27 protein-coding genes are annotated in these 23,804 nt (G+C 69.9%); 14 read left to right on the top strand and 13 right to left on the bottom strand.

Annotation, left to right across the window (positions count from 1 at the left end; genetic code table 11):
• The first annotated feature begins 75 nt into the window (after positions 1-75).
• The 4 genes from FK529_RS06730 to FK529_RS06715 are packed head-to-tail and all read left to right on the top strand — an operon-like array spanning position 76 to position 4,471.
• Entirely contained in the window at positions 76-603 is a 528-nt protein-coding gene (locus FK529_RS06730; RefSeq protein ID WP_146560221.1) for an FxsA family protein, read from the top strand.
• An 18-nt stretch (positions 604-621) separates the two neighbouring features.
• Positions 622-2,184 carry an amidohydrolase gene (locus FK529_RS06725; protein ID WP_146560220.1) on the top strand — a complete coding sequence of 521 codons (1,563 nt, stop codon included), beginning with the start codon at positions 622-624 and terminating at the stop codon, positions 2,182-2,184.
• Positions 2,181-3,716: an apolipoprotein N-acyltransferase gene (gene lnt / locus FK529_RS06720; protein WP_146560219.1), complete on the top strand. Its 1,536-nt coding sequence runs from the start codon at positions 2,181-2,183 to the stop codon at positions 3,714-3,716. Before FK529_RS06725 ends, lnt begins: the two co-directional genes overlap by 4 nt.
• Positions 3,713-4,471, top strand: a complete 759-nt coding sequence (locus FK529_RS06715) for a polyprenol monophosphomannose synthase (protein ID WP_146560218.1) — start codon at positions 3,713-3,715, stop codon at positions 4,469-4,471. Before lnt ends, FK529_RS06715 begins: the two co-directional genes overlap by 4 nt.
• 69 nt (positions 4,472-4,540) lie before the next feature.
• On the opposite strand, the gene FK529_RS06710 is transcribed toward FK529_RS06715, so the two are convergent.
• On the bottom strand, positions 4,541-4,876 hold the full coding sequence (locus tag FK529_RS06710; RefSeq protein WP_068525672.1) for an RNA polymerase-binding protein RbpA: 336 nt from the start codon (positions 4,874-4,876) through the stop codon (positions 4,541-4,543).
• A 65-nt stretch (positions 4,877-4,941) separates the two neighbouring features.
• Between FK529_RS06710 and FK529_RS06705 the strand changes: the two genes are divergently transcribed.
• From FK529_RS06705 to FK529_RS06690, 4 genes are read left to right on the top strand one after another with little or no spacing between them, the layout of a single operon-like run.
• Entirely contained in the window at positions 4,942-5,277 is a 336-nt protein-coding gene (locus FK529_RS06705) for a hypothetical protein (RefSeq protein ID WP_146560217.1), read from the top strand.
• A gap of 31 nt (positions 5,278-5,308) precedes the next feature.
• Positions 5,309-6,121 (top strand): hypothetical protein, encoded by an 813-nt coding sequence (locus FK529_RS06700; RefSeq protein ID WP_146560216.1) that lies wholly within the window; start codon positions 5,309-5,311, stop codon positions 6,119-6,121.
• 13 nt (positions 6,122-6,134) lie between these two features.
• Positions 6,135-6,767 (top strand): CPBP family intramembrane glutamic endopeptidase, encoded by a 633-nt coding sequence (locus FK529_RS06695; RefSeq protein WP_146560215.1) that lies wholly within the window; start codon positions 6,135-6,137, stop codon positions 6,765-6,767.
• A 38-nt stretch (positions 6,768-6,805) separates the two neighbouring features.
• On the top strand, positions 6,806-7,447 hold the full coding sequence (locus tag FK529_RS06690; protein ID WP_146560214.1) for a L,D-transpeptidase: 642 nt from the start codon (positions 6,806-6,808) through the stop codon (positions 7,445-7,447).
• Positions 7,448-7,509: 62 nt separating this feature from the next.
• On the opposite strand, the gene FK529_RS06685 is transcribed toward FK529_RS06690, so the two are convergent.
• Both FK529_RS06685 and FK529_RS06680 read right to left on the bottom strand, forming a co-directional pair.
• Positions 7,510-8,994: a flavin-containing monooxygenase gene (locus FK529_RS06685; protein WP_146560213.1), complete on the bottom strand. Its 1,485-nt coding sequence runs from the start codon at positions 8,992-8,994 to the stop codon at positions 7,510-7,512.
• A 118-nt stretch (positions 8,995-9,112) separates the two neighbouring features.
• The gene (locus FK529_RS06680; protein ID WP_158635068.1) at positions 9,113-9,580 is read right to left on the bottom strand and encodes a Rieske (2Fe-2S) protein; all 468 of its coding nucleotides are present in this window, start codon (positions 9,578-9,580) and stop codon (positions 9,113-9,115) included.
• A 26-nt stretch (positions 9,581-9,606) separates the two neighbouring features.
• Between FK529_RS06680 and FK529_RS06675 the strand changes: the two genes are divergently transcribed.
• Entirely contained in the window at positions 9,607-10,092 is a 486-nt protein-coding gene (locus tag FK529_RS06675) for a DUF2231 domain-containing protein (protein ID WP_146560211.1), read from the top strand.
• Between the two features lie 15 nt (positions 10,093-10,107).
• On the opposite strand, the gene FK529_RS06670 is transcribed toward FK529_RS06675, so the two are convergent.
• Entirely contained in the window at positions 10,108-10,626 is a 519-nt protein-coding gene (locus FK529_RS06670; protein WP_146560210.1) for a gamma carbonic anhydrase family protein, read from the bottom strand.
• Between the two features lie 140 nt (positions 10,627-10,766).
• On the opposite strand from FK529_RS06670, the gene FK529_RS06665 reads away from it, so the two are divergent.
• On the top strand, positions 10,767-11,924 hold the full coding sequence (locus FK529_RS06665) for an iron-containing alcohol dehydrogenase (RefSeq protein WP_146560209.1): 1,158 nt from the start codon (positions 10,767-10,769) through the stop codon (positions 11,922-11,924).
• Here the strand turns inward: FK529_RS06665 and FK529_RS06660 are convergent.
• The 4 genes from FK529_RS06660 to FK529_RS06645 form a co-directional block, all read right to left on the bottom strand.
• On the bottom strand, positions 11,921-13,294 hold the full coding sequence (locus FK529_RS06660) for a PE-PPE domain-containing protein (RefSeq protein WP_146560208.1): 1,374 nt from the start codon (positions 13,292-13,294) through the stop codon (positions 11,921-11,923). The genes FK529_RS06665 and FK529_RS06660 overlap by 4 nt on opposite strands.
• Before the next feature lie 183 nt (positions 13,295-13,477).
• Entirely contained in the window at positions 13,478-14,110 is a 633-nt protein-coding gene (locus FK529_RS06655) for a DUF305 domain-containing protein (protein ID WP_146560207.1), read from the bottom strand.
• 83 nt (positions 14,111-14,193) lie between these two features.
• Positions 14,194-14,619, bottom strand: coding sequence for a DUF6153 family protein (locus FK529_RS06650; RefSeq protein ID WP_146560206.1), 426 nt, complete (start codon positions 14,617-14,619; stop codon positions 14,194-14,196).
• Between the two features lie 29 nt (positions 14,620-14,648).
• Positions 14,649-15,326, bottom strand: a complete 678-nt coding sequence (locus tag FK529_RS06645) for a FadR/GntR family transcriptional regulator (RefSeq protein WP_146560205.1) — start codon at positions 15,324-15,326, stop codon at positions 14,649-14,651.
• Between the two features lie 83 nt (positions 15,327-15,409).
• Between FK529_RS06645 and FK529_RS06640 the strand changes: the two genes are divergently transcribed.
• Entirely contained in the window at positions 15,410-16,657 is a 1,248-nt protein-coding gene (locus FK529_RS06640) for a CynX/NimT family MFS transporter (RefSeq protein ID WP_146560204.1), read from the top strand.
• Position 16,658: 1 nt separating this feature from the next.
• Here the strand turns inward: FK529_RS06640 and FK529_RS06635 are convergent, their stop codons facing one another.
• From FK529_RS06635 to FK529_RS06625, 3 genes are all read right to left on the bottom strand, one after another.
• Positions 16,659-17,246 carry a vitamin K epoxide reductase family protein gene (locus FK529_RS06635; protein WP_231702967.1) on the bottom strand — a complete coding sequence of 196 codons (588 nt, stop codon included), beginning with the start codon at positions 17,244-17,246 and terminating at the stop codon, positions 16,659-16,661.
• Positions 17,247-17,287: 41 nt separating this feature from the next.
• A complete protein-coding gene (locus FK529_RS06630) occupies positions 17,288-19,654 on the bottom strand; it encodes an ATP-binding cassette domain-containing protein (protein ID WP_146560203.1) in 2,367 nt (788 codons plus the stop codon).
• A gap of 114 nt (positions 19,655-19,768) precedes the next feature.
• A complete protein-coding gene (locus tag FK529_RS06625; RefSeq protein WP_146560202.1) occupies positions 19,769-20,257 on the bottom strand; it encodes a hypothetical protein in 489 nt (162 codons plus the stop codon).
• An 87-nt stretch (positions 20,258-20,344) separates the two neighbouring features.
• On the opposite strand from FK529_RS06625, the gene FK529_RS19990 reads away from it, so the two are divergent.
• The 3 genes from FK529_RS19990 to FK529_RS06615 all read left to right on the top strand — a co-directional run bounded on the left by FK529_RS19990 (position 20,345) and on the right by FK529_RS06615 (position 22,271).
• The gene (locus FK529_RS19990) at positions 20,345-20,515 is read left to right on the top strand and encodes a hypothetical protein (protein ID WP_158635067.1); all 171 of its coding nucleotides are present in this window, start codon (positions 20,345-20,347) and stop codon (positions 20,513-20,515) included.
• A 394-nt stretch (positions 20,516-20,909) separates the two neighbouring features.
• Positions 20,910-21,740 carry an ABC transporter ATP-binding protein gene (locus FK529_RS06620; RefSeq protein WP_146560201.1) on the top strand — a complete coding sequence of 277 codons (831 nt, stop codon included), beginning with the start codon at positions 20,910-20,912 and terminating at the stop codon, positions 21,738-21,740.
• Between the two features lie 90 nt (positions 21,741-21,830).
• Complete coding sequence (locus FK529_RS06615) at positions 21,831-22,271, top strand: hypothetical protein (protein ID WP_146560200.1); 441 nt, start codon at positions 21,831-21,833, stop codon at positions 22,269-22,271.
• A 27-nt stretch (positions 22,272-22,298) separates the two neighbouring features.
• On the opposite strand, the gene FK529_RS06610 is transcribed toward FK529_RS06615, so the two are convergent.
• Both FK529_RS06610 and FK529_RS06605 read right to left on the bottom strand, forming a co-directional pair.
• The gene (locus tag FK529_RS06610) at positions 22,299-22,802 is read right to left on the bottom strand and encodes a GNAT family N-acetyltransferase (RefSeq protein WP_231702966.1); all 504 of its coding nucleotides are present in this window, start codon (positions 22,800-22,802) and stop codon (positions 22,299-22,301) included.
• Positions 22,803-23,006: 204 nt separating this feature from the next.
• Positions 23,007-23,474: a hypothetical protein gene (locus tag FK529_RS06605; RefSeq protein ID WP_146560199.1), complete on the bottom strand. Its 468-nt coding sequence runs from the start codon at positions 23,472-23,474 to the stop codon at positions 23,007-23,009.
• Positions 23,475-23,804: the final 330 nt, after the last annotated feature.

Here is a 23,804-nt window from a genome sequence, read left to right as displayed (position 1 = left end):
CGGGTTTCCTCTCCATAACGTCGTTCAATCGCCGGGGGCGGGGAACTTTTCGCCCGCTTCGCCCGTTGTGGGGGTATGAAGCTCTTCGCGTTCCTGACCTACATCGTCGTGGAGATCGCGGCGTTCGCCGGGCTGGTGTCCTGGCTCGGCTTCGGCTGGGCGGTGCTCGCCATGATCGGCGCCACCGTACTCGGCGTGTTCATGCTGCGGCGCACCGCCGCGGGCGTGCTCCGCGACCTCGGGCAGGCGCTCGACGGGCAGCGGTCCGCGGGCCCCGCGCTCATGGACACCGCGATACTCGCGGCCGCCGTCTTCCTGCTCGCCGTGCCCGGCGTGGTGAGCACCGTGCTCGGCCTGCTCCTGTTGGTCAAGCCGGTCCGCGCACTGGTCCGGCCCGCGGTCGCGTACGTCGGCGCCAAGCGTGTCGCCGCCTTCGTCGAGGAGTCGGGCCTGGTGACCGTGCTCGCGGGCCGGCCGCGCGGCTTCGGCACCGTCGTCGACGGTGACGTGGTCACCGATCAGCGCACTTCGGCCGAGCCCGTGGTCGACGTCGGCGGCCCGGGACCGCGCCCCGGGTACCGCGAGTTGCCGCCCGCCCCGTAGTTGGCAGACTGAACCTCCGTGACCACCGAACTACTCGTCGGCGGGCGGATCTACACGCCCACGTCCACCACCGCCACCGCGATCGCCGTCGAGAACGGGCTGATCAGCTGGATCGGCGAGGACCGCGCCGCGCGCGCCCTGCACCCGGACGCACAGGTCACCGACCTCGACGGGGCGTTCCTCGCGCCCGCCTTCGTCGACCCCCATGTGCACCTGACCGCGACCGGTCTCGCGCTGATCGCCCCGGACCTCGCGGGCGGGCGCGACGCCGTCCGCGCCGCGGTGGCCGCCGCGCCCGGACGGACGGTGATCGCGCGCGGCTGGGATGACACCACATGGGAGCGTCCGCTGCAACGCACCGACCTCGACGAGAATCGCGTGATCTACGCGGCCCGCGTCGATGAGCACTCCGCTCAGGCCAGCACCGCGCTCCGCGGCCTGGTCCCCGGTTTGGCCGACCTCGACGGCTTCTCGCCCGACGGTCCCCTCACCGGCACCGCGCACCACGCCGTCCGCGCGGCGGCGCTGGCCTCGCTCACCGACGCGCAGATCACCGCCGCCCAGAACGGGGCCCTCGACGCGGCGGCCGCCGCGGGGATCGCCGCCGTGCACGAGTGCGGTGGCCCCGACATCGCGGGGGAGCGCGACTTCGCCCTCCTCGGCGCCCTCACCCACGGGGTCCGGGTGCGCCGCTACTGGGGCGAGGCGGCCCGCGACGCCGACGACGCCCGCGCGATCATCTACCGGACCGGGGCCGACGGGCTGGGCGGCGACCTCTTCGTCGACGGCTCGCTGGGGAGCCGCACCGCGCTGCTGCACGCCCCGTACGCGGACGCACCGTCGAGCGGCGTGGAGTACCTCGACCAGGAGACCGTGACCGCGCACGTCCTGGCCTGCACCCGCGCCCGGATCCAGGCCGGTTTCCACGCCATCGGCGACGCCGCGGTCGCCCGGGTGGTCGACGCCTTCGCGGCGGCCGTCGACGACTTCGGCGGGCCGCGCGTCGCGTCCTGCGGGCACCGGATCGAACACGCCGAGATGGTCACGCCGGACCAGGCCGCGAAGCTCGGCGACTGGGGCGTGCACGCCTCGATGCAGCCGCGGTTCGACGACCTGTGGGGAGGATCCGACGGGATGTACTCCCGCCGCCTCGGCACCGAACGTGCCGCGACTCTCAACGACTTCGCGCTGCTCGCCAAGAACGCGGTACCGCTCGCCTTCTCGTCCGATTCGCCGGTGACCCCGCTGGATCCCTGGGCCACCCTGCGCGCCGCGGTCCACCACCGCACGCCCGGGAGCGCCGTCTCGCCGCGCGCTGCCTTCGCCGCCGCCACCCGCGGGGCCTGGCGGGCCGGGGGCGTCCGCGACGGCATCGCGGGGACGCTGGTCCCCGGCGCCCCCGCGACCTACGCGGTCTGGGACGCCGACGAACTGGTGGTCCGCGCGCCGTCGGACGCGGTGCAGCGCTGGTCGACCGACCCCCGCGCCGGCGTCGCCCCCCTACCCGACCTCGCGCCCGGCGCGCGCCTGCCGCGCTGCCTGCGCACCGTGGTCGACGGGCGAACGGTGTTCGCGGCGTGAAGCTCCTGGTCCGCGGGGGAGCCGCACTGCTCGCCGGCGTCGCGATGTTCTTCTCCTTTCCGCCCGCGGGCCTGTGGTGGCTCGCGCCGATCGGCATCGCGGTGCTCGTCGCCGTGCTCACGGTGCCCGAGCGGGTCACCCTGCGCGGCGGCTTCCTGTACGGCTTCCTCGCCGGGCTCGGCCTGTTCGTGCCGCTGCTCAAGTGGATCGACTCCATGGTGGGCGCGCTGCCGTGGATCGGCCTCGGCATCACGTGCGCCCTCTACTACGGCGCCTTCGGTCTCCTCGCGACGCGCGTGGCCCGCGCCCCGGGCGGGCCCGTGTGGGTCGCGGCGGCGTTCTGCGTGACCGAGTGGGCGCGCGCCTCCTTCCCCTTCGGCGGCTTCCCGTGGGGGAGGCTCGCGTTCAGCCAGGCCGACGGTCCGCTGCTGGCGCTCGCCCGGTACGTCGGGGCGCCCGGGCTGTCCTTCGCCGTGGCCCTGCTCGGCGCCTGTCTCGCCGCGGCGGGGGTGGCGGCGTACCGGCGCGCGGACCGTCGGACCTACCTGCTGCCCGCGGCCGCGGCGGCCCTGGTGGCGATCGCCGCGGCGGCGGCGTGGCCGTTCGTCGGCGCACCGTCGGAGGGCCGGACGGTGACCATCGCGGCGATCCAGGGCAACGTCCCGGAACAGCGCTGGGACCAGGCGACGCAGCGCGAGGCGGTGCTCAGCAACCACCTGGGCGAGACGCACCGGCTCGCCGAGGAGGTGCGGGCGGGCCGGCAGCGGCAGCCCGACGTGGTGATCTGGCCGGAGAACTCCTCGGACGTCTCGCCGGAGCGCGATCCGGACGTCGCCGCCCGCATGCGCGCCGCCGCCGCCGACGTGCGCGCGCCGATCCTGGTCGGCACGGTGCACTACGACGGCACCGGCCGCTACTACAACAGCATGATCCTGATCGACGCCACGGGACCGCTGGAACGGCACGACAAGGCGATCCTGCAGCCCTTCGGCGAGACCATGCCGATGCGCGAGTTCTTCCGCCTGTTCAGCGACTACGTGGACCTGGCGAACAATTTCACCCCCGGCACCGGGACCGGCACGGTGCGGCCGAACGGGATCCCGCTCGGGGTCGCGACCTGTTACGAGGTGGCCTTCGACCGCTCGCTGCGCGGATCCGTCGAGAACGGGGCGCAGGTGCTGACCGTGCCGACGAACAACGCCACCTTCGGCCGCACCGGCATGACCTACCAGCAGCTCGGCATGTCCCGGGTGCGGGCCGTCGAGCTCGATCGCGATGTCGTGGTCGCGGCCACGACCGGGGTGAGCGCACTGGTCAGGCCCGACGGGGAGGTGACCCGGCAGACGCGCATCTGGACCAACGACCACCTGGTCGAGACGATCCGCCTGCGCGATGGCCTCACCCCCGCCGCCCGGCTGGGAGTGTGGGGCGAGGTCGCGTTGCTCGTGGCCACCCTCTGCGGAATCGCGATCGCGATAAGGCACGATGGAGGTCTGTTCGCGCCCCGCCCCCGGACCGAGGAACCCGCATGAGTGAGACGTCAGCGCCGTCGTCGAAGACGCTGGTGATCATCCCCACGTACAACGAGCTGGAGAACCTGCCGCTCATCGTGGGCCGGCTGCATCGCGCGCAGCCCGCCGTCGACGTGCTTGTGGTCGATGACAACAGCCCGGACGGGACCGGCGACCTCGCCGACTCGATGGCGGCGGAGGACCCGCGGATCCACGTCCTGCACCGGGCCGAGAAGAACGGCCTCGGCGGCGCCTACATCGCGGGCTTCACGTGGGCCCTCGAGCGCGACTACCGCGTGATCGTGGAGATGGACGCCGACGGCTCGCACGCCCCGGAGCAGCTGGAGCGCCACCTCGCCGCGATCGACGCGGGCGCCGACCTGGTGATCGGATCGCGCTACGTCTCGGGCGGGAAGACCGTGAACTGGCCGCTCTCGCGCCAGCTGATCTCGCGCGGTGGAAACCTGTACAGCCAGGTCATGCTCGGCACCCGAATCCGCGACATCACCGGCGGCTACAAGGCCTTCCGCCGGGAGGCCCTCGAGGGCCTGGGGCTCGACGAGGTGGAATCGCTGGGCTACAGCTTCCAGATCGACCTCACGTGGCGTGCTGTGCAAGCCGGCTTCACCGTCGTCGAGGTGCCCATCACCTTCACCGAGCGCGTCATCGGCGATTCGAAGATGAGCGGCTCCATCTTCAAGGAGGCGGCCACCCTGGTGCCGAAGTGGGGTTTCCAGGCTCGCAAGCGCAAGCTGCAGAAGCGCCTCTCCACCTAGGACCTCGGGAACGCCGAAGGGCCCCGGATCACTCCGGGGCCCTTCGTGTTCGTCGGACGAACCTCGCGTCTACTTACCGCGCCGCGCCTTGAGCAGGTCCAGCCGCTCCTTGAGGAGCTCCTCGAGCTCACCCTCGGACCGCCGCTCCAGGAGCATGTCCCAGTGCGTACGCGGCGGCTTGGCCTTCTTCTCCTCGGGTGCGACCCCGTCGATCAGGGTGCCCTCGAGCCCGTTCTTGCACAGCCAGGTGCCGGGGATCTCCGCGTCATCCGCGAACGGGACGTCGAACTCCTCACCGTTGTCCGTGCGGTACCGCGCCACCCGGCGCGGAGCGAGGTCGTGGTCCCGATCCGTCTCATAGCTCACCGCGCCCAGGCGGCTGCCCCGTAGAACTCGATCTGCCATGCTTCTCCCAACCTCTCGCCTACGCCGAACATTCCCAGTCTACCCGGTTCATTAGACTGCGGAGCATGACCACCGCACGCCGTCGCAGGTCCGCCGCGTGTGCGTGGTGCGGGCGCGAGGTGGTCTCCGAGGGGCCGGGCCGCACGCGCAAGTACTGCCGCCGGTCGTGCCGGCAGCGCGCCTACGAGGCCCGCAACGCCGTCGCCGGGACATCGCTGCCCGCGGACTCGGTGGTGCTCACCGCGGACGAGGCCGAGGCGGTCGGGGAGCGTATGTTCGAGGTGCGATGCGCAGCGGAGGACGTGCGCACCGCGATCGCCGAGGGCGCAGGCCAGGACGAACTCGTCGAGCTCGCGGATCGGCTCGTCGAGACCGCGCGCGCCGCCGAACGCCTGCGCTGACCCCCGCGCCGAACCACGAGAGGGAACTCCGATGACCCACGCCCGGACGCGGTTCGCCGCGGTGATCGTCGCGATGCTGCTCGCCGTCGCGTCCTGCGCCTCGGACAAGCCGACGCCCGTGATCTCGCTGGAACCCGCGCCGCCCGCGCCGGCGGCGCTGCCGGCGAACTGGAACGAGTCGATGGTGCAGGTCCCCGGCGACGCCGGCGCGGCGACCTATGTCTCGCCGAGCAACCCGCAGCGGCTGCGCGCCGCGCTGATCCTCACCGGACCGGACCGCGCCGGGCAGATCGCCGGGCGCGAGCTCTCGGTGATGCTCGCCCAGCAGGGCGTGGCCTCGCTCCGGTTCGACGGCGCACCGTCCGGCACCCCGGGCTACGCGGCGCTGCTGGACCGGGCCGGTAAGGGCCTGACGACCCTCGCCGCACGCGCGGGCCTGGGCGACGACCGGCTGCTCGCCGTCGGCCACGGCACGGCGACGCCCCAGGTGCTCGCGCTCGCGACGGGTGGCACCGGCCGCGCGCCGCTGCCGATGGCCCTCATCGAGCCGGTGCTGACGGGCCTGCCCGACGGGACGCCCGACGTGCTGCAGACCGCGATGACGCTGCCGCCGCAGAAGCACAACATCGTGACCTGCTCAGACGCGGACGTCGCCGTCGACTGCTCGGCCACGCAGGGCCTCGCCGACGTCCTGACCGGCACCCACGTCAATTACGTGCGCCTCCGCGGGGTCAGCCACGCGCTGCAGGAGGACACCTCGCGCGATCCGGCGCGTTACGGGAGCGACCTGCCCTTCTCCGCCTCGCTGTACCGCTCGCTGGGCTCGTGGGTGGCGATGCAGTGACGCGGGCAACGCAGTGACCGGGGCGAAGCGGGTGGATCGGATGCGGCGGGGCGCGCCCGCGCTCGCGGCGGGGGCAGCCCTGGCGTGGTCGAATGCGGTCCTCCCGCGGCTCGCGACGCGATTCGACTGGAACCGGGACGCCCGCTCGGCGGCGGCCCTGGCGTTCTGCACGGCCGACGCCGCGCTCGCCCGGTCGACCCGCGTGCCGACCGCGGCCGGCGTCGTCGCCGGGGGAGCACTCGCCACCGCCGGGCTGGCCCTGGTACGGCCCGTGCGGAGGGAGGCACCGTCGAACCGGGGGAAGTGGGTGCTCGTGGACATCCCGCTCGGCACCGCGCTGCCGGAGGAGGTGCTCTTCCGCGGGGCGCTCACCCCGTCGCTGGAGGCGGCGTTCGGCCGGCGGGTCGGCTCCGCGGTGGGGCCGCTGGCGTTCGGGCTGTGGCACGTCGGTGCGGCGCGGAGCGGTCAGGATCCGGTATTTCCCACAATCGTCGTCACCGCGGTTTTCGGCGCCCTGATGGACGCCCTTACCCGGAGAACCGGCAGGTGGTGGGCGAGTTTTTTGGCCCACTGGATGCTTAACGGAACTGGTGTGATCCTCAGCTCCGGTTCAGTGATTTCTTCATTTGAGACCCTCGACCCGTAGAATCGTGCGCAAAGCTTGATACCGCAGGAGGAACAACGATGACTGACCCGAACCTCGGGCCCACCGGCGTCAGCCGCCGCGGCTTCGCGCGCCTCGGCGCGGGCGCGGCAGCGGCGATCGTCGCGGCCACGGCCTCCGCGGCCGTCGCGGGCGCCGCGCCCACCACCCCGTCGCGCCCGACGGAGCCGTCGACGCCGTCCGGCGACACCGAGACCAGCGAGACCCCCGCCGCCTCGCCCCAGCCGCCCGTCGCCACCAAGACGGGCTGGGTGGCCCTCGCGGACGACAACACCAAGCAGATCACCATCTGGCACAACGGCGAGGTCGTCAAGACGATGCCCACGTCCTTCGGCACCAACAAGCACCCCACGCCGAACGGCACGTACTACACGATGGAGAAGAAGCGCGACATGTACATGGATTCGTCCACGTACGGCGTCCCGGTCGACTCCCCGGAGGGCTACCGCACCTACGTCGAGTACGCCACGCGCATGTCGTGGAGCGGCATCTTCGTGCACGCCGCCCCGTGGTCGGTGAACCAGCAGGGCGTCTCCAACGTCAGCCACGGCTGCCTCAACGTGAGCACGGCCAACGGCAAGTACTTCTACGACAACTTCCCGATCGGTTCGCCGATCGTCGTGCGCAACACCGTCGGCGGGCAGTACACCCCCGGCTCCTGAGCGCCTGAAACGCGAACCCGCCCCGGATCTGTCCGGGGCGGGTTCGTCCGTTCAGGGAGTGGTCAGACGCCGGTCTTCGACGGCGCTGCGACGGTGCCGAACTTCAGCTCGGGCGCGTCCACCCGCGACCGCTGGTAGTCGAGCGAGTCCAGCACGAAGTTGTGCCGGATCATCCACGGCTGCTCCGTCGCGGCCTTGGGCATCGCGTCGGGCGAGCGTTGCACGTAGCCGGAGCTCAGGTCGAGCGCCGGGTGCTCGGTGAGCACCGCGCCGCCGACCTCGGGCTCGACGTGCGTGTAGCCCTTGACCACCATGTGGTTGAGGAGGCGCGCGATGCCGCGGGCCGAGATGTCGGCGCGCAGCGTCCACGAGTTGTTGGTGTAGCCGATGATGAATGCGAAGTTCGGCACGCCCTCGAGCATGTAGCCGTTGAACGCGAACTTGTCGTTGGGCTTGATCGGGGCCCCGTCGACGTTGACCTCGACGCCGCCGAAGGCGAGCAGTTGCAGTCCCGTCGCCGTGATGACGATGTCCGCCTCGAGCTCGCGGCCCGAGGTCAGGCGGATACCGGTCGCGGTGAAGGTGTCGATGGTGTCGGTGACCACCTCGGCCTTACCGCGCTTGATCGTCGTGAACAGGTCGCCGTTGGGAACGACGCACAGGCGCTGGTCCCAGGGCTCGTACTTGGGCTTGAAGTGAACGTCCACGTCGTAGCCCTTGGGCAGCATGGCCTGGTTGAGCTTGCGCAGGAACTTGCGGGACGCCTTCGGGAAGGAGCGCGCGAGCACGTACTGGCCGACGTTGATCACGGCGTTGACGTTGCGGGTGAGGTTGTGCGCGACCGTGGCCGGGAGAACCTTCGCCCCGAACTTGGTGAGCGGATCGGCGTTGGGGACCGGCAGCACGTAGGTGGGGGAGCGCTGCAGCATCGTGATGTGCTCGACGTCGTCGGCCATCGCGGGGATCAGGGTGATGGCGGTGGCGCCCGAACCGATGACCACGACCTTCTTGCCATGGTAGTCCAGATCCTCGGGCCAGTGCTGCGGGTGCACGACCTGCCCCTGGAACTGATCGATGCCGGGGAAGGGCGGCTCGTAACCGGCCTCGTAGTTGTAGTAGCCGGTGCAGGCCACGAGGAACCGCGACTGGTAGACGACCTGCGCGCCGTCGCGCTCGGCGGTGACGGTCCACAGGTCGGTGCGCGAGTCGAAATCGACGGTGCCGACCCTCGTGTTGAAGCTGATGTTCTTGTCGATGCCGAACTTCGCGGCGGCCTCTTCGATGTAGGCCTTGATCTCGGGGCCGCTGGCGAGGCGGTTCGTGCCCTTCCAGGGCAGGAACGGGTAACTCAGGCTGAAGATGTCGGAGTCGGACCGGATACCGGGGTACTTGAACAGATCCCAGGTGCCGCCCATCTCGGCGCGCTGCTCGAGGACCGCATAGCTGAACTGCGGCACCTCGTTGGAGACGCGGTAGGCGGTATCGATACCGGCGAGACCGGCGCCCACGATGAGCACGTCCTTGTAGATCGCCTCGGGATTGGCCACGGGGAGCCTCCTCGTTGAAGTGGTGACGGTCCCGCGGTGGCTGCCTACTGAGACCGATTCAATAACGTCTCGCCATGTTACAACGCGGTAGCTTCACGGTCCATCTCTATCAGGGGTATCACCCGACGACGAGTTCCTCCCCGTCCCGCCGCACGGGTGCCGGGGCGAGCGGTGCCGTCGCGGGCCCCTGTTCGACGGCGCCCGTGCCCCCGTTGAACCTGCTCCCGTGCGCGGGGCACTGGAGCGTGAGGCCGTCCTGCGCCCCCACGACGGTGCCCTGGTGCGTGCACGCCGCGTCGAAGGCGACGAACGTTCCGTCGGTGGGCTGGGCCACCACGTAGGGCTTGGCACCCGCGATCACCACGGCGTTGCCGACGGGCACCTGGGCGACCGGGATCCGCGCGCCACCGCCCGCCGCGGCGCCGCCGGCGGACGTGCCGTTCGTCGAAGGGGACCCCGACGAGGTGTCGCCGGTGTTCGAGGTCGTTCCACAGGCCACCGCGACGGGCAGGATCGCGATACCGGGAAGGGCGGCGAGGACCGCGCGCCGCGTCGGACAGAAGCTTGGCTGGGTTGTCTGCGTCACAGTGTCCACTCTGCCACTATTGTTGCGTGCTCACCGAGATCGCCGGACTTCCGAGTCATCCGCTGTTGGTCCACGCCGCGGTGGTCCTGCTGCCCCTGGCCGCCCTCGCGCTCGTCCTTGCCGCGTGGTGGCCCGCCGCGCGCACCCGCCTGGGCGTCGGGCTCCCCGTGTTCGCGCTGGTCGCGGCGGTCGCGTGCTATCTCGCGAAGGAATCGGGCGAGAGGCTGGAACAGCGTCCCTCGATGGAGGGCATGCGTCAGCAGATCGCGGGTCACGCCACCCAGGGGAACGCGACCTTCCTGTGGTCGCTGGGCCTGCTCGTCGTGGCGGTCCTGGTGTGGGCCGGATCGAGCACGGCGGTCGCGTCCCGGGTGTCCGCGGCGACGGTGCTCTCCGGTCGCGCGGGCACCGTCGTGCTGGGCGTGGCATCGACGGTGATCGCCGTCGCGTGCGTGTGGGGCGTCATCGCCGCCGGGCACTCGGGCGCGTCGATGGTGTGGTCCGGGCTCTGAGTCGCTGGGCCGGCGCTACGCCGGCCCGGTCTGCGTCGCGTGCGCCTGCGTCAGGAACTGGTAGCCGGCGGCGTTCGCGGTGATCCCGGCACGCTCCTCGTCGGACAGCTCGCGCCGCACCTTGGCCGGCACTCCGGCGACCATCGACCCCGGCGGCACCTCCATCCCCTGGGGAACGAGCGCGTTCGCGGCGATCAGGCTGCCGGCGCCGATGACCGCCCCGTTGAGGACGACCGCACCCATGCCGATGAGCACGTCGTCGCCGACGGTGCAGCCGTGCACCACCGCGTTGTGGCCGATGGACACCCGCTCACCCACGGTCAGCGGGAAGCCGGGGTCCGCGTGCATCGCCACTCCGTCCTGGACGTTGCTGTTCTCGCCGATGACGATCGGCGTGGTGTCGCCGCGCACCACGGCGCTGTAGAACACTCCCACGCCCGGCCCGAGCTCCACGTCGCCCACGACGGTGGCCGTCTCCGCCACCCACGCCGTCTCGGCGATGCGGGGCGTCCTGTCTGCGAATCGTGCGATCACTCGCGGCCTCCTCGGGCGATGTCCATCGGTGCCGAGGAGCTTACCCACCGAGGCGCGGATCGGGTTCGACGCGCCGCTGCCGGCGAACTGCGTCGTCGAGAGCGCCGCGGCGACGGTGGGACTCTGGGTACGTTCAGGGCATGACTGCAGCCCGGATCGGCCTTCCCCGTCGGCTCGTGATCGGAGGCGGCGCGCTCGCCGACTCCGGCCGCCTGGTCACGGATCTCGGGTTCGCCCGGCCCGTGGTCGTGACGGACGCCTTCCTGTCCGCGCAGGGCACCGTCGCGCGGCTGGTGGCGGCGCTGACCGACGCGGGCTGCGAGGTCGCCGTCTTCGACGGGACGGTGCCCGACCCGACCACCGACTCGCTCGCCCCCGGCCTCTCCGTGGTCCGCGAGCACGGCGCGGACTGCGTGATCGGGCTCGGCGGCGGCAGCCCAATGGACACGGCGAAGGCGCTCGCGGTCCTCGCTGTGGGCGGCGGGACCATGCGCGAGTACAAGGCGCCGACGGTGACCGTCGGACCGGCGCTCCCGGTGGTCGCGATCCCCACGACGGCGGGGAGCGGCAGCGAGGCAACGCAGTTCAGCATCATCACCGACAGCGCGAGCGACGAGAAGATGCTGTGCCCCGGGCCGGCCTTCCTCCCGGTGGCTGCGGTCGTCGACTACGAGCTCACCCTCTCGATGCCCGCCCGCCTCACCGCGGACACGGGCGTCGACGCCCTGACCCACGCCATCGAGGCGTACGTCAGCCGCAAGGCCAACCCGTTCGCCGACGGCTTCGCCCTCACCGCGATCGCCACGATCGCGGCGAACCTCCGGACCGTCGTCGCCGACGGTGCCGACCACCCGGCCCGGGAGGCGATGATGCTCGCCGCCACGCAGGCCGGCGTCGCCTTCTCCAACAGCTCGGTCGCGCTGGTGCACGGCATGAGCCGTCCGATCGGCGCGCACTTCCAGGTGGCGCACGGCCTCTCGAACGCGATGCTGCTGCCCGCGGTGATGCGCTTCTCCGTGGGGTCGGCACCGTCGCGCTACGCCGACTGCGCCCGCGCGTACGGCCTGGCAGGGGACTCCGACGACACGCTCGCGCGCGCTCTCGTCGGGGCCGTCGAGCAGCTCTGCGCCGACCTTGCAGTACCGACGCCGCGGGACTACGGCATCGACCGGGCGCGGTGGGACGAGCTGACGCCGCTCATGGCCGAGCAGGCGCTCGCGTCGGGCTCCCCGGGCAACAACCCGCGAGTGCCCGACGCCGCCGAGATCGCCGCGCTCTACGACGAGGTCTTCGGCTAGGCAGCGGGCGCCGGCGCCTCGGCCGCCTCGGCCGCCTCGGCCGCCGCGGGCCCGCCGGTCGCGGGCGCCTGCTCCGGCTCGATCCGCTCGGACGGCACCGTGAGAGCCTGGCTCGCCGGTTCCGCGGCCTCCGGTTCCGCGGCCGCCGGGGCGGCGGGCCCCGCCGGCGCGGGAGTGGCCGTCGGAGCAGGTTCCGGGACAGTCGGTTCCTGCGGCAGCGGGTCGTCCCGCACGGCGGGCGGCTGCGCCGTCTGCCGCTCCTCCCGCGCAGCCAGCTGCGCGACGGTGACCGCGTCGGGCCGGTCGGTACCGTGCCGGGCGAGCGCAGGGGACGGGTCGAACGACGGCGCGACGGGCAGCCGGGGGACGAGGCCCGAATCGCCGGGCTCGGGTACCGGGACCAGCGTGTTCAGGACCTGGTCGAACTCCTTCGGAACGTCGATACCGTTGCGGCGCAGCATCCATCCCCATGGGTTCTCGCCCGTGTCGATCGAGACCCACGTCGTGTTGTCCTCGGTCCACGTCCGCTTGACGGTGCCGTTCGCGTAGGTGTCGACGGTGACGGTGTTGCCGTTGCGGGTCTCGGTGCGGGTACTGACGGGCGCCTCCGGGGTCGATCCCGGAGTGAACGGCTCACCGTCGGTGGGGGAGTAGCGGCCGATGTTCTCCGCGGTGTACACGGCGCCGTGCATGAGGAAGCCCGGGGGGAGGTAGAACGCGGCGATGAGAGGATTGACGCCCATCCCGCAGCCGTAGTCGCCCTTCACGCAGACGCTGACCACCGTCGCGCCGGACGCGCCGTTGTTGCGGACGGGCCCGTTGTGGAGACCGGGGATACCCGCGGGGATCACGTTCCACACGCCGGAACGGATGTAGCTCGGACTGCCCTGCTCGATGACGGTCAGCTTCGCCGAGCCGTCGGACGGCCGGGGATTGTCCTGTCCGTATCGGAGCACCGCGAGGCTGACGACGTCGGAGCCCTGCGAGATCGTGTAGATCACGACTTCCTCGTCCGGGTCGGCCTTGGCAGCGGTGATCGCGTCGACGGTGGCGGCGGCGCCGATGTCGTTCGACTGGGCGTAGGTGTGCTGGAAGTCGCTGCTGAGGGCGAGTCCTGGAAAGCCGACACCGAAGACGGCGGGATACTGGACGAAGACCGGCGGAGGACCGCTGTAGTCGCGGCCGATGCGGGCCCACTGGTCCTTGCCGGTCGGGTCGCTGGCCCCGCCGACGACGATGATCGTCTTGGCAGCGACCTGCGCGAGGAAGTCCGCGCCGCCACCCGTCAGCGCGAGCACGCCCGCGAGTCCTGTGCCGGCGACCGCCAGTGCGATCGGCCGGGGCGTGCGGACTGCATGCCTCGATGTCATGGGTGCTCACCTTCTTGAAGCAATGACGTGGTTGTCGGTGCGTGCTGATTGTGCCCGGAATTCGCTCCTATGGAGAGACTTCGTCCGATCCGACAGTGTGACCAACTCGGATCGGGGCCCAGGCGAGCATACGGCCGCCGCTCGACCGTATTGCCCGCCTGGCCGCGAATTCCTCCGAACGGACTACAGGAGCTTCTCCATGCGGGCGATCTCCGCCTGCTGACCGCTCCTGATCTGCGCGGCGAGTTCCCGGGTCTCCGGGTTGACGCCCTTCGCCAGCTCGGTATCGGCCATAGCGACGGCGCCCCGATGGTGGGCGATCATCATCACCAGCCACTCGCGGTCGAAGGCGGCACCGCGGAGGGTGCCCAATTGCTGCATCTGGTCCGTCGTCATCATCCCGTCCATGGTGTGCTCCATCGACGCGCTCGGCGCGGGCTCGCCCCACTGCGCGAGCAGTCGGGCGAAGGCATCCATCTCGGGTTGCTGCGCCCGCTGGATCTCGGCGGCGAGTGCGACGACCTCCGGTCGCGCGCCCTTACCTTCGACCAACGCCGCCATCTCGACGGCCTGCGCGTGATGCGGGTACATCATCGTCGCGAACTCGACATCGGAGTCGTTGAAGTCCGCCCTCGCTGCGGCACTCGACGAAGCGGATGCGCCGCCGCCGTGACCGGCGTGCGCCGCGGCGCCGGCCTGGCCCGAGCTCGACGGGGCGCCGCCCGAGGATGCGTCGGTGCCGCACGCGGCGAAGAGGGTCGCGCCGGCGGCAACCGCGGACAGGATGGTGGCGATGCGAATGCGATGGGTAGTCATGGTGGTTCCTCGAATCTGCTCGGGTGATCGATGTGATGGTTCGCTTCGTCGCGCCGCGGCACAGGGCCGCGCGCGGGCGTCCATCAGACGCGGAGCAGGCAGAGTTGCGAGAGGGCGAGCACCGTCCACGGCGGGGGACCGCGGGCGACCGCCGCGCGGTCGGCCGGGGTGGCGCCCGGCGCACCGTCGGGCACGGGGAGCACCGCGACGAGCGACGGCGCGCCGACCGCCTTGTGCACGACGACGGTGCCGGCGCAGTCGTGCGCGTCGTGGTGATGCACGGCGTCGACGGTCTGCTTCTGCGGCGACGCGTCGCGCTCCGCCGCGTGTGCCGCGGCGGGTCGGGCGGTCGTCGCCTCGTGCGGCGCGCCGTGATGCGTCGTCGTGCCCGGCGCGGACGCCGCGGTCGGCATCGCCATGGGTGGCACGCCCAGGTGCATGAGGACGACGGCGAACGCCACGACGACGATCGTGGAGATCGCCGGCCATCCGCTCCGCATCGGCTGCACGTGCGAAGCATACCCCAAGGGGGTATCAGTCAGCGCTCGCGGAGGCGCACCTCGGCGAGCAGTTCGCGCGCGGCGGCGCGGGCTGCGGACGCGTTCCCGGCGGCGACGGCCTCGATCACGGCGTTGTGCGCGCACTCGTACGAGGTGGCGAAGCCCACCGGGAACTCCTGGAGGTGCTCCTGCAAGACGGGCACGAGCGAGTCGTAGAACTCGAGATAGATGGCGTTGTGGCTAGCGGCGACCACCCCACGGTGCATGGCCAGGTCGGCCGTGACCGCCTCGCGCTCGGCGCCGGGCTCGACCTGTTCGGGGGACCAGAGCGCGTTCCGGGTCGCCAGCAGGCGCCGCAGTTCCGCGATGTCCTCGTCGTCACGGCGCTCGGCGGCGAGTCCGGCGGCGGTCACCTCAAGCGCCTCCCGGAGCTCGAGCAGATCGGTATCCCGCGCGGTGGAGAAGTAATCGCCGAGCGTGGAGGTGGCGCACGCGGAGAGCACGTAGGTGCCGGACCCCTGCCGGCGTTCGAGCATCCCGGCGTGCACCAGCGCCTGTACAGCCTCCCGGACGGTGTTGCGCGAGGTGCCGGTGAGCTCGCGGAGCTCCGTCTCGGTAGGGATCCGGCCACCCACGGGCCATCGCCCGCTGGCGATCTCGCCGCGGAGCTGTTCTGTGACCTGCGCTATCAGGGTCTGCCTACGTACCGGCTGCATCACGGCCATCTTATCCGGGCGGAATCAGCTTGCTGACATACATCCATTCATCCTATGATTCGTGTCGACTGTAAGGAGTGCGAATGACCAGCATCGCGACCGACGCGCCGGAGACCGATCAGAAGATGGTGCGATCCGTGATGCAGGGCCGACTGCTCGTCCTGCTCGCGATCGTGCTGTTCGCGCTGTCCCTGCGGACCGCCGTCACGTCGCTGACGCCGCTGCTCACGCAGATCAGCGAGGACCTCCACTTCGGCGCCACGGTCATCGGCGTCTTCGGCATGCTGCCCACCGCCATGTTCGCCGCGGCCGGCATCCTGACGCCGTTCCTGACCAACAGGATCGGCCTCGAGCGCACGACCCTGCTGGCCGTCGCCGCGACGGCGATCGGCATCGGCGTGCGCCCCCTGATGGGCGGCACGCTCGGCCTCCTGGGCTTCTCGTGCCTCGCGCTGATCGGCATGGGCGTGGGCAACGTCGTGCTGCCGCCGCTGGTCAAGCGCTACTTCTCGGACAACGTCGCGGTGCTCAGCACCGCGTACCTCACCTGCGTCCAGCTCGGCACCATGGTGCCCGCGCTCACCGCGGTCCCGGTCTCCGAGGCCTACGGCTGGCGCGTCTCGCTCGCGATCTGGGCGATCATCCCGATCGCCGCGTTCCTGCCCTGGCTCGGCATCGTCCTGGCCCGGCGGGGACACGACGTGCGGGACGTGACGGGGGAGCCCGACGCCGAAACGCCGGCCGAGCGGGGACGCGTCTGGCGCTCGCCGCTCGCGTGGGGCGCGGCTGCGATGTTTGGCATGACCTCGCTGAACACCTACGCGATGTTCACGTGGATCCCGACGATCCTCTCGGACTCCGGCGGCAGCGCTGCTCTCGGCGGCAACATGGTCGCGCTCTTCTCGGGTGTCGGCTTCGTCGCGACGTTGATCGTTCCCAGCCTCTGCGCCCGGATGGAGAACCCCTTCCCGCTGGTGGTCCTGTTCCTCGGCTGCTTCGTGGTGGGCTTCCTGGGCCTGATGTTCGCGCCGATGACGCTGACGTGGGTGTGGGTGATCACGCTGGGACTGGGTCCGACGACCTTCCCGATGGCGCTGACCCTGGTGAACCTGCGGACCCGCACGGGCGCCGGGTCCGCCTCGCTGTCCGGCTTCATGCAGGGCGTGGGCTACCTCGCGGCGTGCGCGGGCCCGCTGGGCTTCGGCTTGCTGCACGAGGCGACCCGCGGGTGGATCGCGCCGTTCCTGATGCTGTTCGGCTGCCTCGTCGTCCTCGGCTTCGGCGCCTACCAGGCGTGCAAGCCGCGGATGCTGGAGGACACCTGGCACTGAGCTAGAACTTGCTGCTCCAGTAGTCCCAGAACTGCACCACGATCAGGCTGATCACGACGATGTACCAGAGCAGCACCAGGGTGGCGAGCCCCTGCTTGACCGGCAGGGTGGCCTTCGGGCCGAGCACGGCGGCGACGGCGGTGGCGAGCACGATGGGCATGATCGTCCAGACGAGCATGCACCACAGGCACAGGGCATGGATCACGAACAGGCTGGAGAAGATCAGGAAGATCACCAGCGCGATGCCGGCGGCGGCGCCGATCGCGAGCCCGGCCCAGAACCAGCGGGGGAGTGCGACACCGCCCAGCGCGAGGACGCCGGCGACGATCACCACCGAGAACGACGCGATACCGATCAGCGGGTTGGGGAATCCGAAGACCGAGCCCTGCCAGGACTGCATCACCGAGCCGCACGAGATCGTCGGGTCGAAGCTGCACCCGGGAACGAAGTTCGGATCCTCGAGGAGCTTGATCTTGTCGATGGTCAGCATCGCCGAGGCCAACAGCCCCAGCACCCCGGTCACGAGAAGCAGGATTCCGGTGGTGCGACGACTCTCGGTGGTCGGCACGGCAGTCTCAGTGGTGGACACGTCAGCGATGGTAGGCGACGAACCTGAGGGACCCGGCACCGTCAGGCACCCACGTACGCGGCGAGGTGCTCGCCGGTCAGCGTGCCGCGCGCCGCGACCAGGTCCGACGGGGTCCCCGCGAAGACGACCCGGCCACCGTCGTGCCCGGCACCGGGCCCGATGTCGATGATCCAGTCGCCGTGCGCCATCACCGCCTGATGATGCTCGATGACGATGACCGACTTGCCGCCGTCGACGAGGCGGTCGAGCAGCCCCAGGAGCTGCTCGACATCGGCCAGGTGCAGGCCCGTGGTGGGCTCGTCGAGGACGAGCACGCCGCCCTTATCGCCCATGTGCGTGGCGAGCTTGAGCCGTTGACGCTCGCCGCCCGACAGTGTGGTCAGCGGCTGCCCCAGCACGACGTAGCCCAGGCCGACGTCGTTCAGGTGCCCGAGGATCTTGTGAGCGGCGGGGATCTTCGCCTCACCCGCGCCGAAGAACTCCAGCGCCTCCGCGACGGGCATGGCCAGCACTTCGCTGATGTTCCTCCCACCGAAGTGGTACTCGAGCACGGCCGCCTGGAACCGTCGGCCCTCGCACTCCACACAGGTGGTCGAGACGCCCGCCATGATGCCGAGATCGGTGTAGATCACGCCCGCGCCGTTGCAGGCGGGGCACGCGCCCTCGGAGTTCGCGCTGAACAGCGCCGGCTTGACGCCGTTGGCCTTGGCGAAGGCCTTACGAATGGGGTCCAACAGCCCCGTGTAGGTGGCGGGGTTGCTGCGCCGGCTGCCCTTGATCGGCGTCTGGTCGACGGTGACCACCCCCTCGCGAGGGCTGATCGAGCCGTGGATGAGCGAGCTCTTGCCCGAGCCGGCGACACCGGTCACCACCACGAGTACGCCGAGCGGGACGTCGACGTCGACGTCCCGCAGGTTGTGCTCGGTCGCGCCGCGCACCTCGAGCACGCCCGACGGTGCCCGCACCCCGTCCTTGAGGAGCGCCCGGTCGTCGAGGTGCCGCCCGGTCAGCGTGTCGGCGCCCCGCAGGCCGTCGACGGTGCCCTCGAAGACGATCTGGCCGCCGCCGGTCCCCGCCCGTGGGCCGAGGTCCACGACGTGGTCGGCGATCGCGATGGCTTCGGGCTTGTGCTCGACGACGAGGACCGTGTTGCCCTTGTCGCGCAGGCGCAGCAGCAGGTCGTTCATGCGGGCGATGTCGTGCGGGTGCAGCCCGATGGTCGGCTCGTCGAAGACGTAGGTGATGTCGGTCAGAGAGCTGTTGAGGTGCCGGATCATCTTGGTGCGCTGCGCCTCGCCGCCCGATAGCGTCCCGGCGGGGCGGTCGAGGGAGAGGTAGCCGAGCCCGATCTCGACGAACGAGTCGAGGGTCTGCTGGAGGCCCTCGACGAGCGGGGCGACGGACGGGTCGTCGACGGTGCGGATCCAGTCCGCGAGCTCGTCGATCTGCATGGAGCAACAGTCGGCGATGGACGTGCCGTTGATCGTCGAGGACCGGGCGAGCTCGGAGAGCCGCGTGCCGTCGCAGTCGGGGCAGACGCTGAAGGTGACGGCGCGCTCGACGAAGGCGCGGATGTGCGGCTGCATGGCATCGACGTCCTTGGCGAGGAAGGACTGCTGGATCTTGGGGATGATGCCCTCGTAGGTGAGGTTGATCCCCTCGACCTTGATCTTGGTCGGCTCCTTGTAGAGCAGGTCGTTCAGCTCGCGCTTGGTGTACTTCGCGATGGGCTTCGCGGTGTCGAAGAATCCGCTGCCGCGGTAGATCCGGCCCTGCCAGCCGTCCATGCTGTAGCCGGGAATGGTGAACGGGCCGTCGTCGAGCGACTTGGTGTCGTCGTAGAGGGCGGTGAGATCGATGTCCGTGACGCTGCCCCGGCCCTCGCACCGCGGACACATGCCGCCGGTGATGCTGAAACTGACCTTCTCCTTGACTTCGCGCCCGCCCTTGTCGTGCTTGACCGCGCCGGCCCCGCTGACCGAGGCCACGTTGAAGGAGTAGGCCTGCGGCGAACCGATGTGCGGCTCGCCGAGCCTGCTGAACAGGATCCGCAGCATGGCATTGGCGTCGGTCGCGGTCCCCACGGTGGACCGCGGGTCCGAACCCATCCGCTCCTGGCCGACGATGATGGCCGTCGTCAGGCCGTCGAGGACGTCGACGTCGGGCCGCGCGAGCGTGGGCATGAAACCCTGAACGAAAGCGCTGTAGGTCTCGTTGATGAGCCGCTGCGACTCCGCGGCGATGGTCCCGAAGACCAACGAACTCTTTCCCGATCCGGAGACGCCCGTGAACACCGTGAGGCGGCGTTTGGGCAGTTCGATGCTGACGTTCTTGAGGTTGTTCTCGCGCGCCCCGTGGACGCGGATCCTCTCGTGGCTGTCGGCGGCGTGCGGGAAGGACTGCGGCATGGACGCTCCTGGTGACCTCGTGCGGCAACCGCACCAGAGTACCGGCGCGGGCCCGTCACAGAAGAAAGCCGAGCGCGCCCGCAGGCGCGCCCGGCTCGACGGAGGGGGGAGGTGTCACTCGTTGTACTGGGAGAGCGAGACCTCGCTCCACTTGTAGCGGTTCCCCGGGGTGAGGGTCGCGCGACCGAAACCCTCGAGATCCTCGAATCCGCTCCAGTTGTCCTGGCCGTCGGTGAGACCGAAGGCGTAGACGTCGGTGCCGAGCAGGTGCTGCACGCCGACCGTGTAACCCTCGACGTTGGTGACCAGCATCGGCATCCGGTGCATGTCGACCATGAGGTCGTTGTCCTCGGGATTGAACGAGATCAGCTTCTCGCCGGACGCGGACAGCTGCCACTTGATCTTGTCGGCGGGGCCGTCCTTCGTGGAGAAGTCCAGCAGCTCCGCGAGGCGGAGCGCACAGTCGGCGCTGTAGGTGGCGATCAACGAGCCCGTCTGGCGAACGCGGCCTTCACGCTCGACCCGCTGGGCACGGACTTCCTCATCGTGCTTGCGAACGAGTTCTTGCGCGCGCTTGAGGACGGAAAGCTCTTCATTGGTCATGGTGTTAACAATAGCGTTATCTGACCATCGGTGGTTAATGTTGCGTGCCGATGACGGCGTGTCGCCGACGGATTCTCCTGTGAGCCGATGCCGCCCGACTCCGGGGTTCCGCATGCGTGTGGCAGCGGCGTGCGCGAATCGGTTTCCGGCCGTAGCGATCTGACGAAAGTTGATGAGAGCACCGCGATGCGCGGCCCGGCGGGTGGCACGCTGATCAGGCGCACTATCAATCATGTCGATCAAATCGATCATGCGTGAAATTGAATCTATGGCCATCTGGCGCGTATCGGAACTGGCCAACGCGGAGGTCGGTCGGGCGAGGTCGAGCCCCGGCAGTGCGAATTGCACCGTTTCCTCGAGTGAGACGTCGACATGCGGAGCGGTCACGACATCTTCCCGCGTATGCCTACCCATGAACCCTCCTTGCTCACGCGAACGAATTCCCCATTCATTCGCAGTGCACCGTGCGGTCCAAGAATAGGAGAATGCGAGTTGCTATTGCAATAGTCGCCATTCGGACATTTCCGCTGGATCGTGCGCGTTGACACCGGAGGAGATGCGACCGAAGCTGTCGAGGCGGGGGAGGGAGGTGCGTTACGCCGCTTCTCACCCGAGGTGACCTTCCGGGCCGGTGACAGATGTGGAGTGATACATGAACGCCGACGACAGCGAGCGCAACCACAGCGACAGCGTGCTCGCCCTGCACGACGTCGCAGTGATCCGTCAGGGACGCGCCCTCGTCGAGGCCATCGAGCTGGACGTCAAGCGGGGGGAGCAGTGGGCACTGCTGGGCCCCAACGGCGCCGGCAAATCGACGATCCTCGCGCTCTGCGGGGCGCGACTGCACCCCACGATCGGAACCGTGCACGTTCTCGGGCATCAGCTGGGTCGCGTCGACATGCGATGGCTGCGCAGCACGATCGGCCACGTCGACCCGCGCACCCGCATCGAACCGCACCTGTCGATCCGCGAGGTCGTCCTGACCGGCCTCCACGCTTCCTCCGACCTGTCGAGGCGGTGGGTTCCGACAGCGGAGCAATCGGAGCTCGCCGACGACCTGCTCGCCACGCTCGGTCTGCTCGGCCGCGCCGGACGGGAATGGTCGGTGCTGTCGCAGGGGGAGCGTGGTCGCGCTCTCATCGCGCGGGCTCTGATCACCGAGCCGCGCCTGCTGCTGTTGGACGAGCCGACGACCGGACTCGACCTGGCTGCGCGCGAAATCCTCCTCGGCGTGCTCGCCGGCCTGAGGAACGTCCACCCCGACCTGGCGACCGTCCTGGTCACCCATCACCTGGAGGAACTGCCCACGTCGACGACGCACGCCTTCGTCCTCGCCGACGGGCGCCGTGTCGCATCGGGTGACGTCGACCGGGTCCTCACCTCCGAGACCGTGTCGCGGGCGTTCGAGCACCCGATTCATGTCCAGCGCAGGGACGGCAGATGGTCGGCGACGGGAGCGACCGGCGCGGCGCACGTCTCCTAGCCGACGCGTAACGGGTCTGACGCGCTCCGCGAATAAGCAAAGGAAGCGTTTCTAATCAACAGTCGCTCTGTCCTCCGAGGGAAGGTTCACATGCGTCTCACCCGTAAGCCCCTGACCGTTGTTGCAGCGACTATCGCGGCCGCCGGAGCCATCGTCGTCGCCGGCGGAGGTCCTGCGTCCGCCGCGACCACGTTCACCTTGGTGGGTTCGGTGACCACGCCCAATTTCGGTGACCCCATGCCGTTCCCGAAGGCTTCCTACGCGGGTGCCGTCACAGCGCCCGGCACGATCCGGGTCGCGCCGTCCTGCGTACAGGGTGGTCTCGCCGGCCCCACGGCGCCGTGCGTGGCCAGCGGGTTTCCCCTGCCAGGACGGGTTCTGACGTGGCAGAACCACACCACCCACCTCTCCGGGCGCGTCAACGGCGACAACGCGAGCGTCTTCGTGGCGAACACTGGTGCAGGCCAGGTCTCGGTCCAGGTCACCCTGCCTGGAGGATGGGGCGTCGCCGCCGGCAGCGTTCGCGTCTAGGTGATCGGAGTCGTCGCACTCCACCGCTCACAGCCGGCGAAACATCACGTGCGTCCCGACCAGACCGTGGGTCGGGGAGCGGTGAGTGTCAGGTACGACGCCTACGCTCTGGAAACCGAGGGAACGCCACAGGTGCACGGCGGCTTCGTTGGTCTCGACCACGGCGTTGAACTGAATGCCGTAGAAGCCGGCGCGGGCCGCCCAGGCGATGAGTTCCTCACCCAGTCGGCGACCGATGCCCATTGACCGGCAGGAGGTATCGACCATGAAGCTGCCGGTCGCGATGTGATCGCCGGGGCCGGCGCGATTGGCGCCCATCTTTGCGGTGCCGACAATACGTCCGTCCACCAGGGCCACGATCGTGCGATCGAGAACGCCGCCGAACCACAGCTCGCGAGCCTGCTGGCTAGTCATGCCCGGGTCGTAGGGATAGGTCTCTTGATCCTCGACGATCGCGGCGAAAAAGGGCCAGATCGACGTCCAATCCTCGATGACGGCGTCTCGGATCTCCACGGCGGGCTCGGTAGGCATACCGTCACCCTGGCCGACACACCAGTGTCGGCACCAGCGGTTTTCAGATTCGCCTCCGTGACGGAATCATTGGACCGTGTGTGATGCAACGGGAGAACTCGCTCGCAATTCGTCACAGTGACATAATCGCGCGGTGCTGCGGCCAACCAGGGAGGCCAGCACAACAGAATCGTCTCGTCGCCCGCCACACTCGCCTGGCAATCCCTAGATGCTGAGCGCGATGATCGCCCTCGGGCCCTGGTGGTAGATCGCCGCATAGGACTGGCGCGGCGCGCGCGGCAGGAACAGCACGTCGACCGGAGCGCACCGCTCGACCTTGTTCACCTTGTCCAAGTTCGCGACGATATTGCGCGCCCGCCCCTGTTCGACCGCATCGACGCGCGGCTCCGCCGGTGCGCTCGTCGATGCGGAACATCGGCTCTCGACCGTCACCCGCTGGGTCGCCGGTGGCGCGACCTGCGACACGAACTCGCTGACCGCCTGCTCGTTACCCTCGATGGTCGCCGAGTACGTCTCATCCGGTGCGGTCATCGCCACAGACGACCGAGCCGATGAGGCAATCCTGATGCCGGCGGTGTTCGGGATCGCGGTCCCGATGCGTTCCTCAACCTTCTTGATCGTGGAGGTATCGCTGGCACCGGTGGCTTCTGACCCGCTCACGGTCGGATCCATGCTGCACCCGCTCACGACCACTGCAGCACCGGAAAGCGCCAGAAGACCGCTCGAAACCATTCTCCGACGAGCACTTCGGCAAGTTGCCGACGCCTTGAAAGTCATACCTCTATTGTACGCGACCGCTCTGCTGAACGGGGGTGCCCGAACCGGTTATCAAGAATGGTCTGGCCCAGCCCATGTCTGCCTGGCCGGCGACTTGATTCGAGACGACATTTTCAGGGGTGTTGTTTGGCAAGGTGCCCGTGAAGTCGTAGACGTCAGCGAAGTCAGGCCGATACGTCAATGTGTAGGACCCATCCGGCTTCATATCGACCACCGTGGCTGTCG

It is taken from the genome of Tsukamurella asaccharolytica (assembly GCF_007858435.1).
Taxonomy (GTDB): domain Bacteria; phylum Actinomycetota; class Actinomycetes; order Mycobacteriales; family Mycobacteriaceae; genus Tsukamurella; species Tsukamurella asaccharolytica.
The sequence above is the reverse complement of the archived record's forward strand: the minus strand, read 5'-3'. Positions and strand labels throughout refer to the sequence as shown.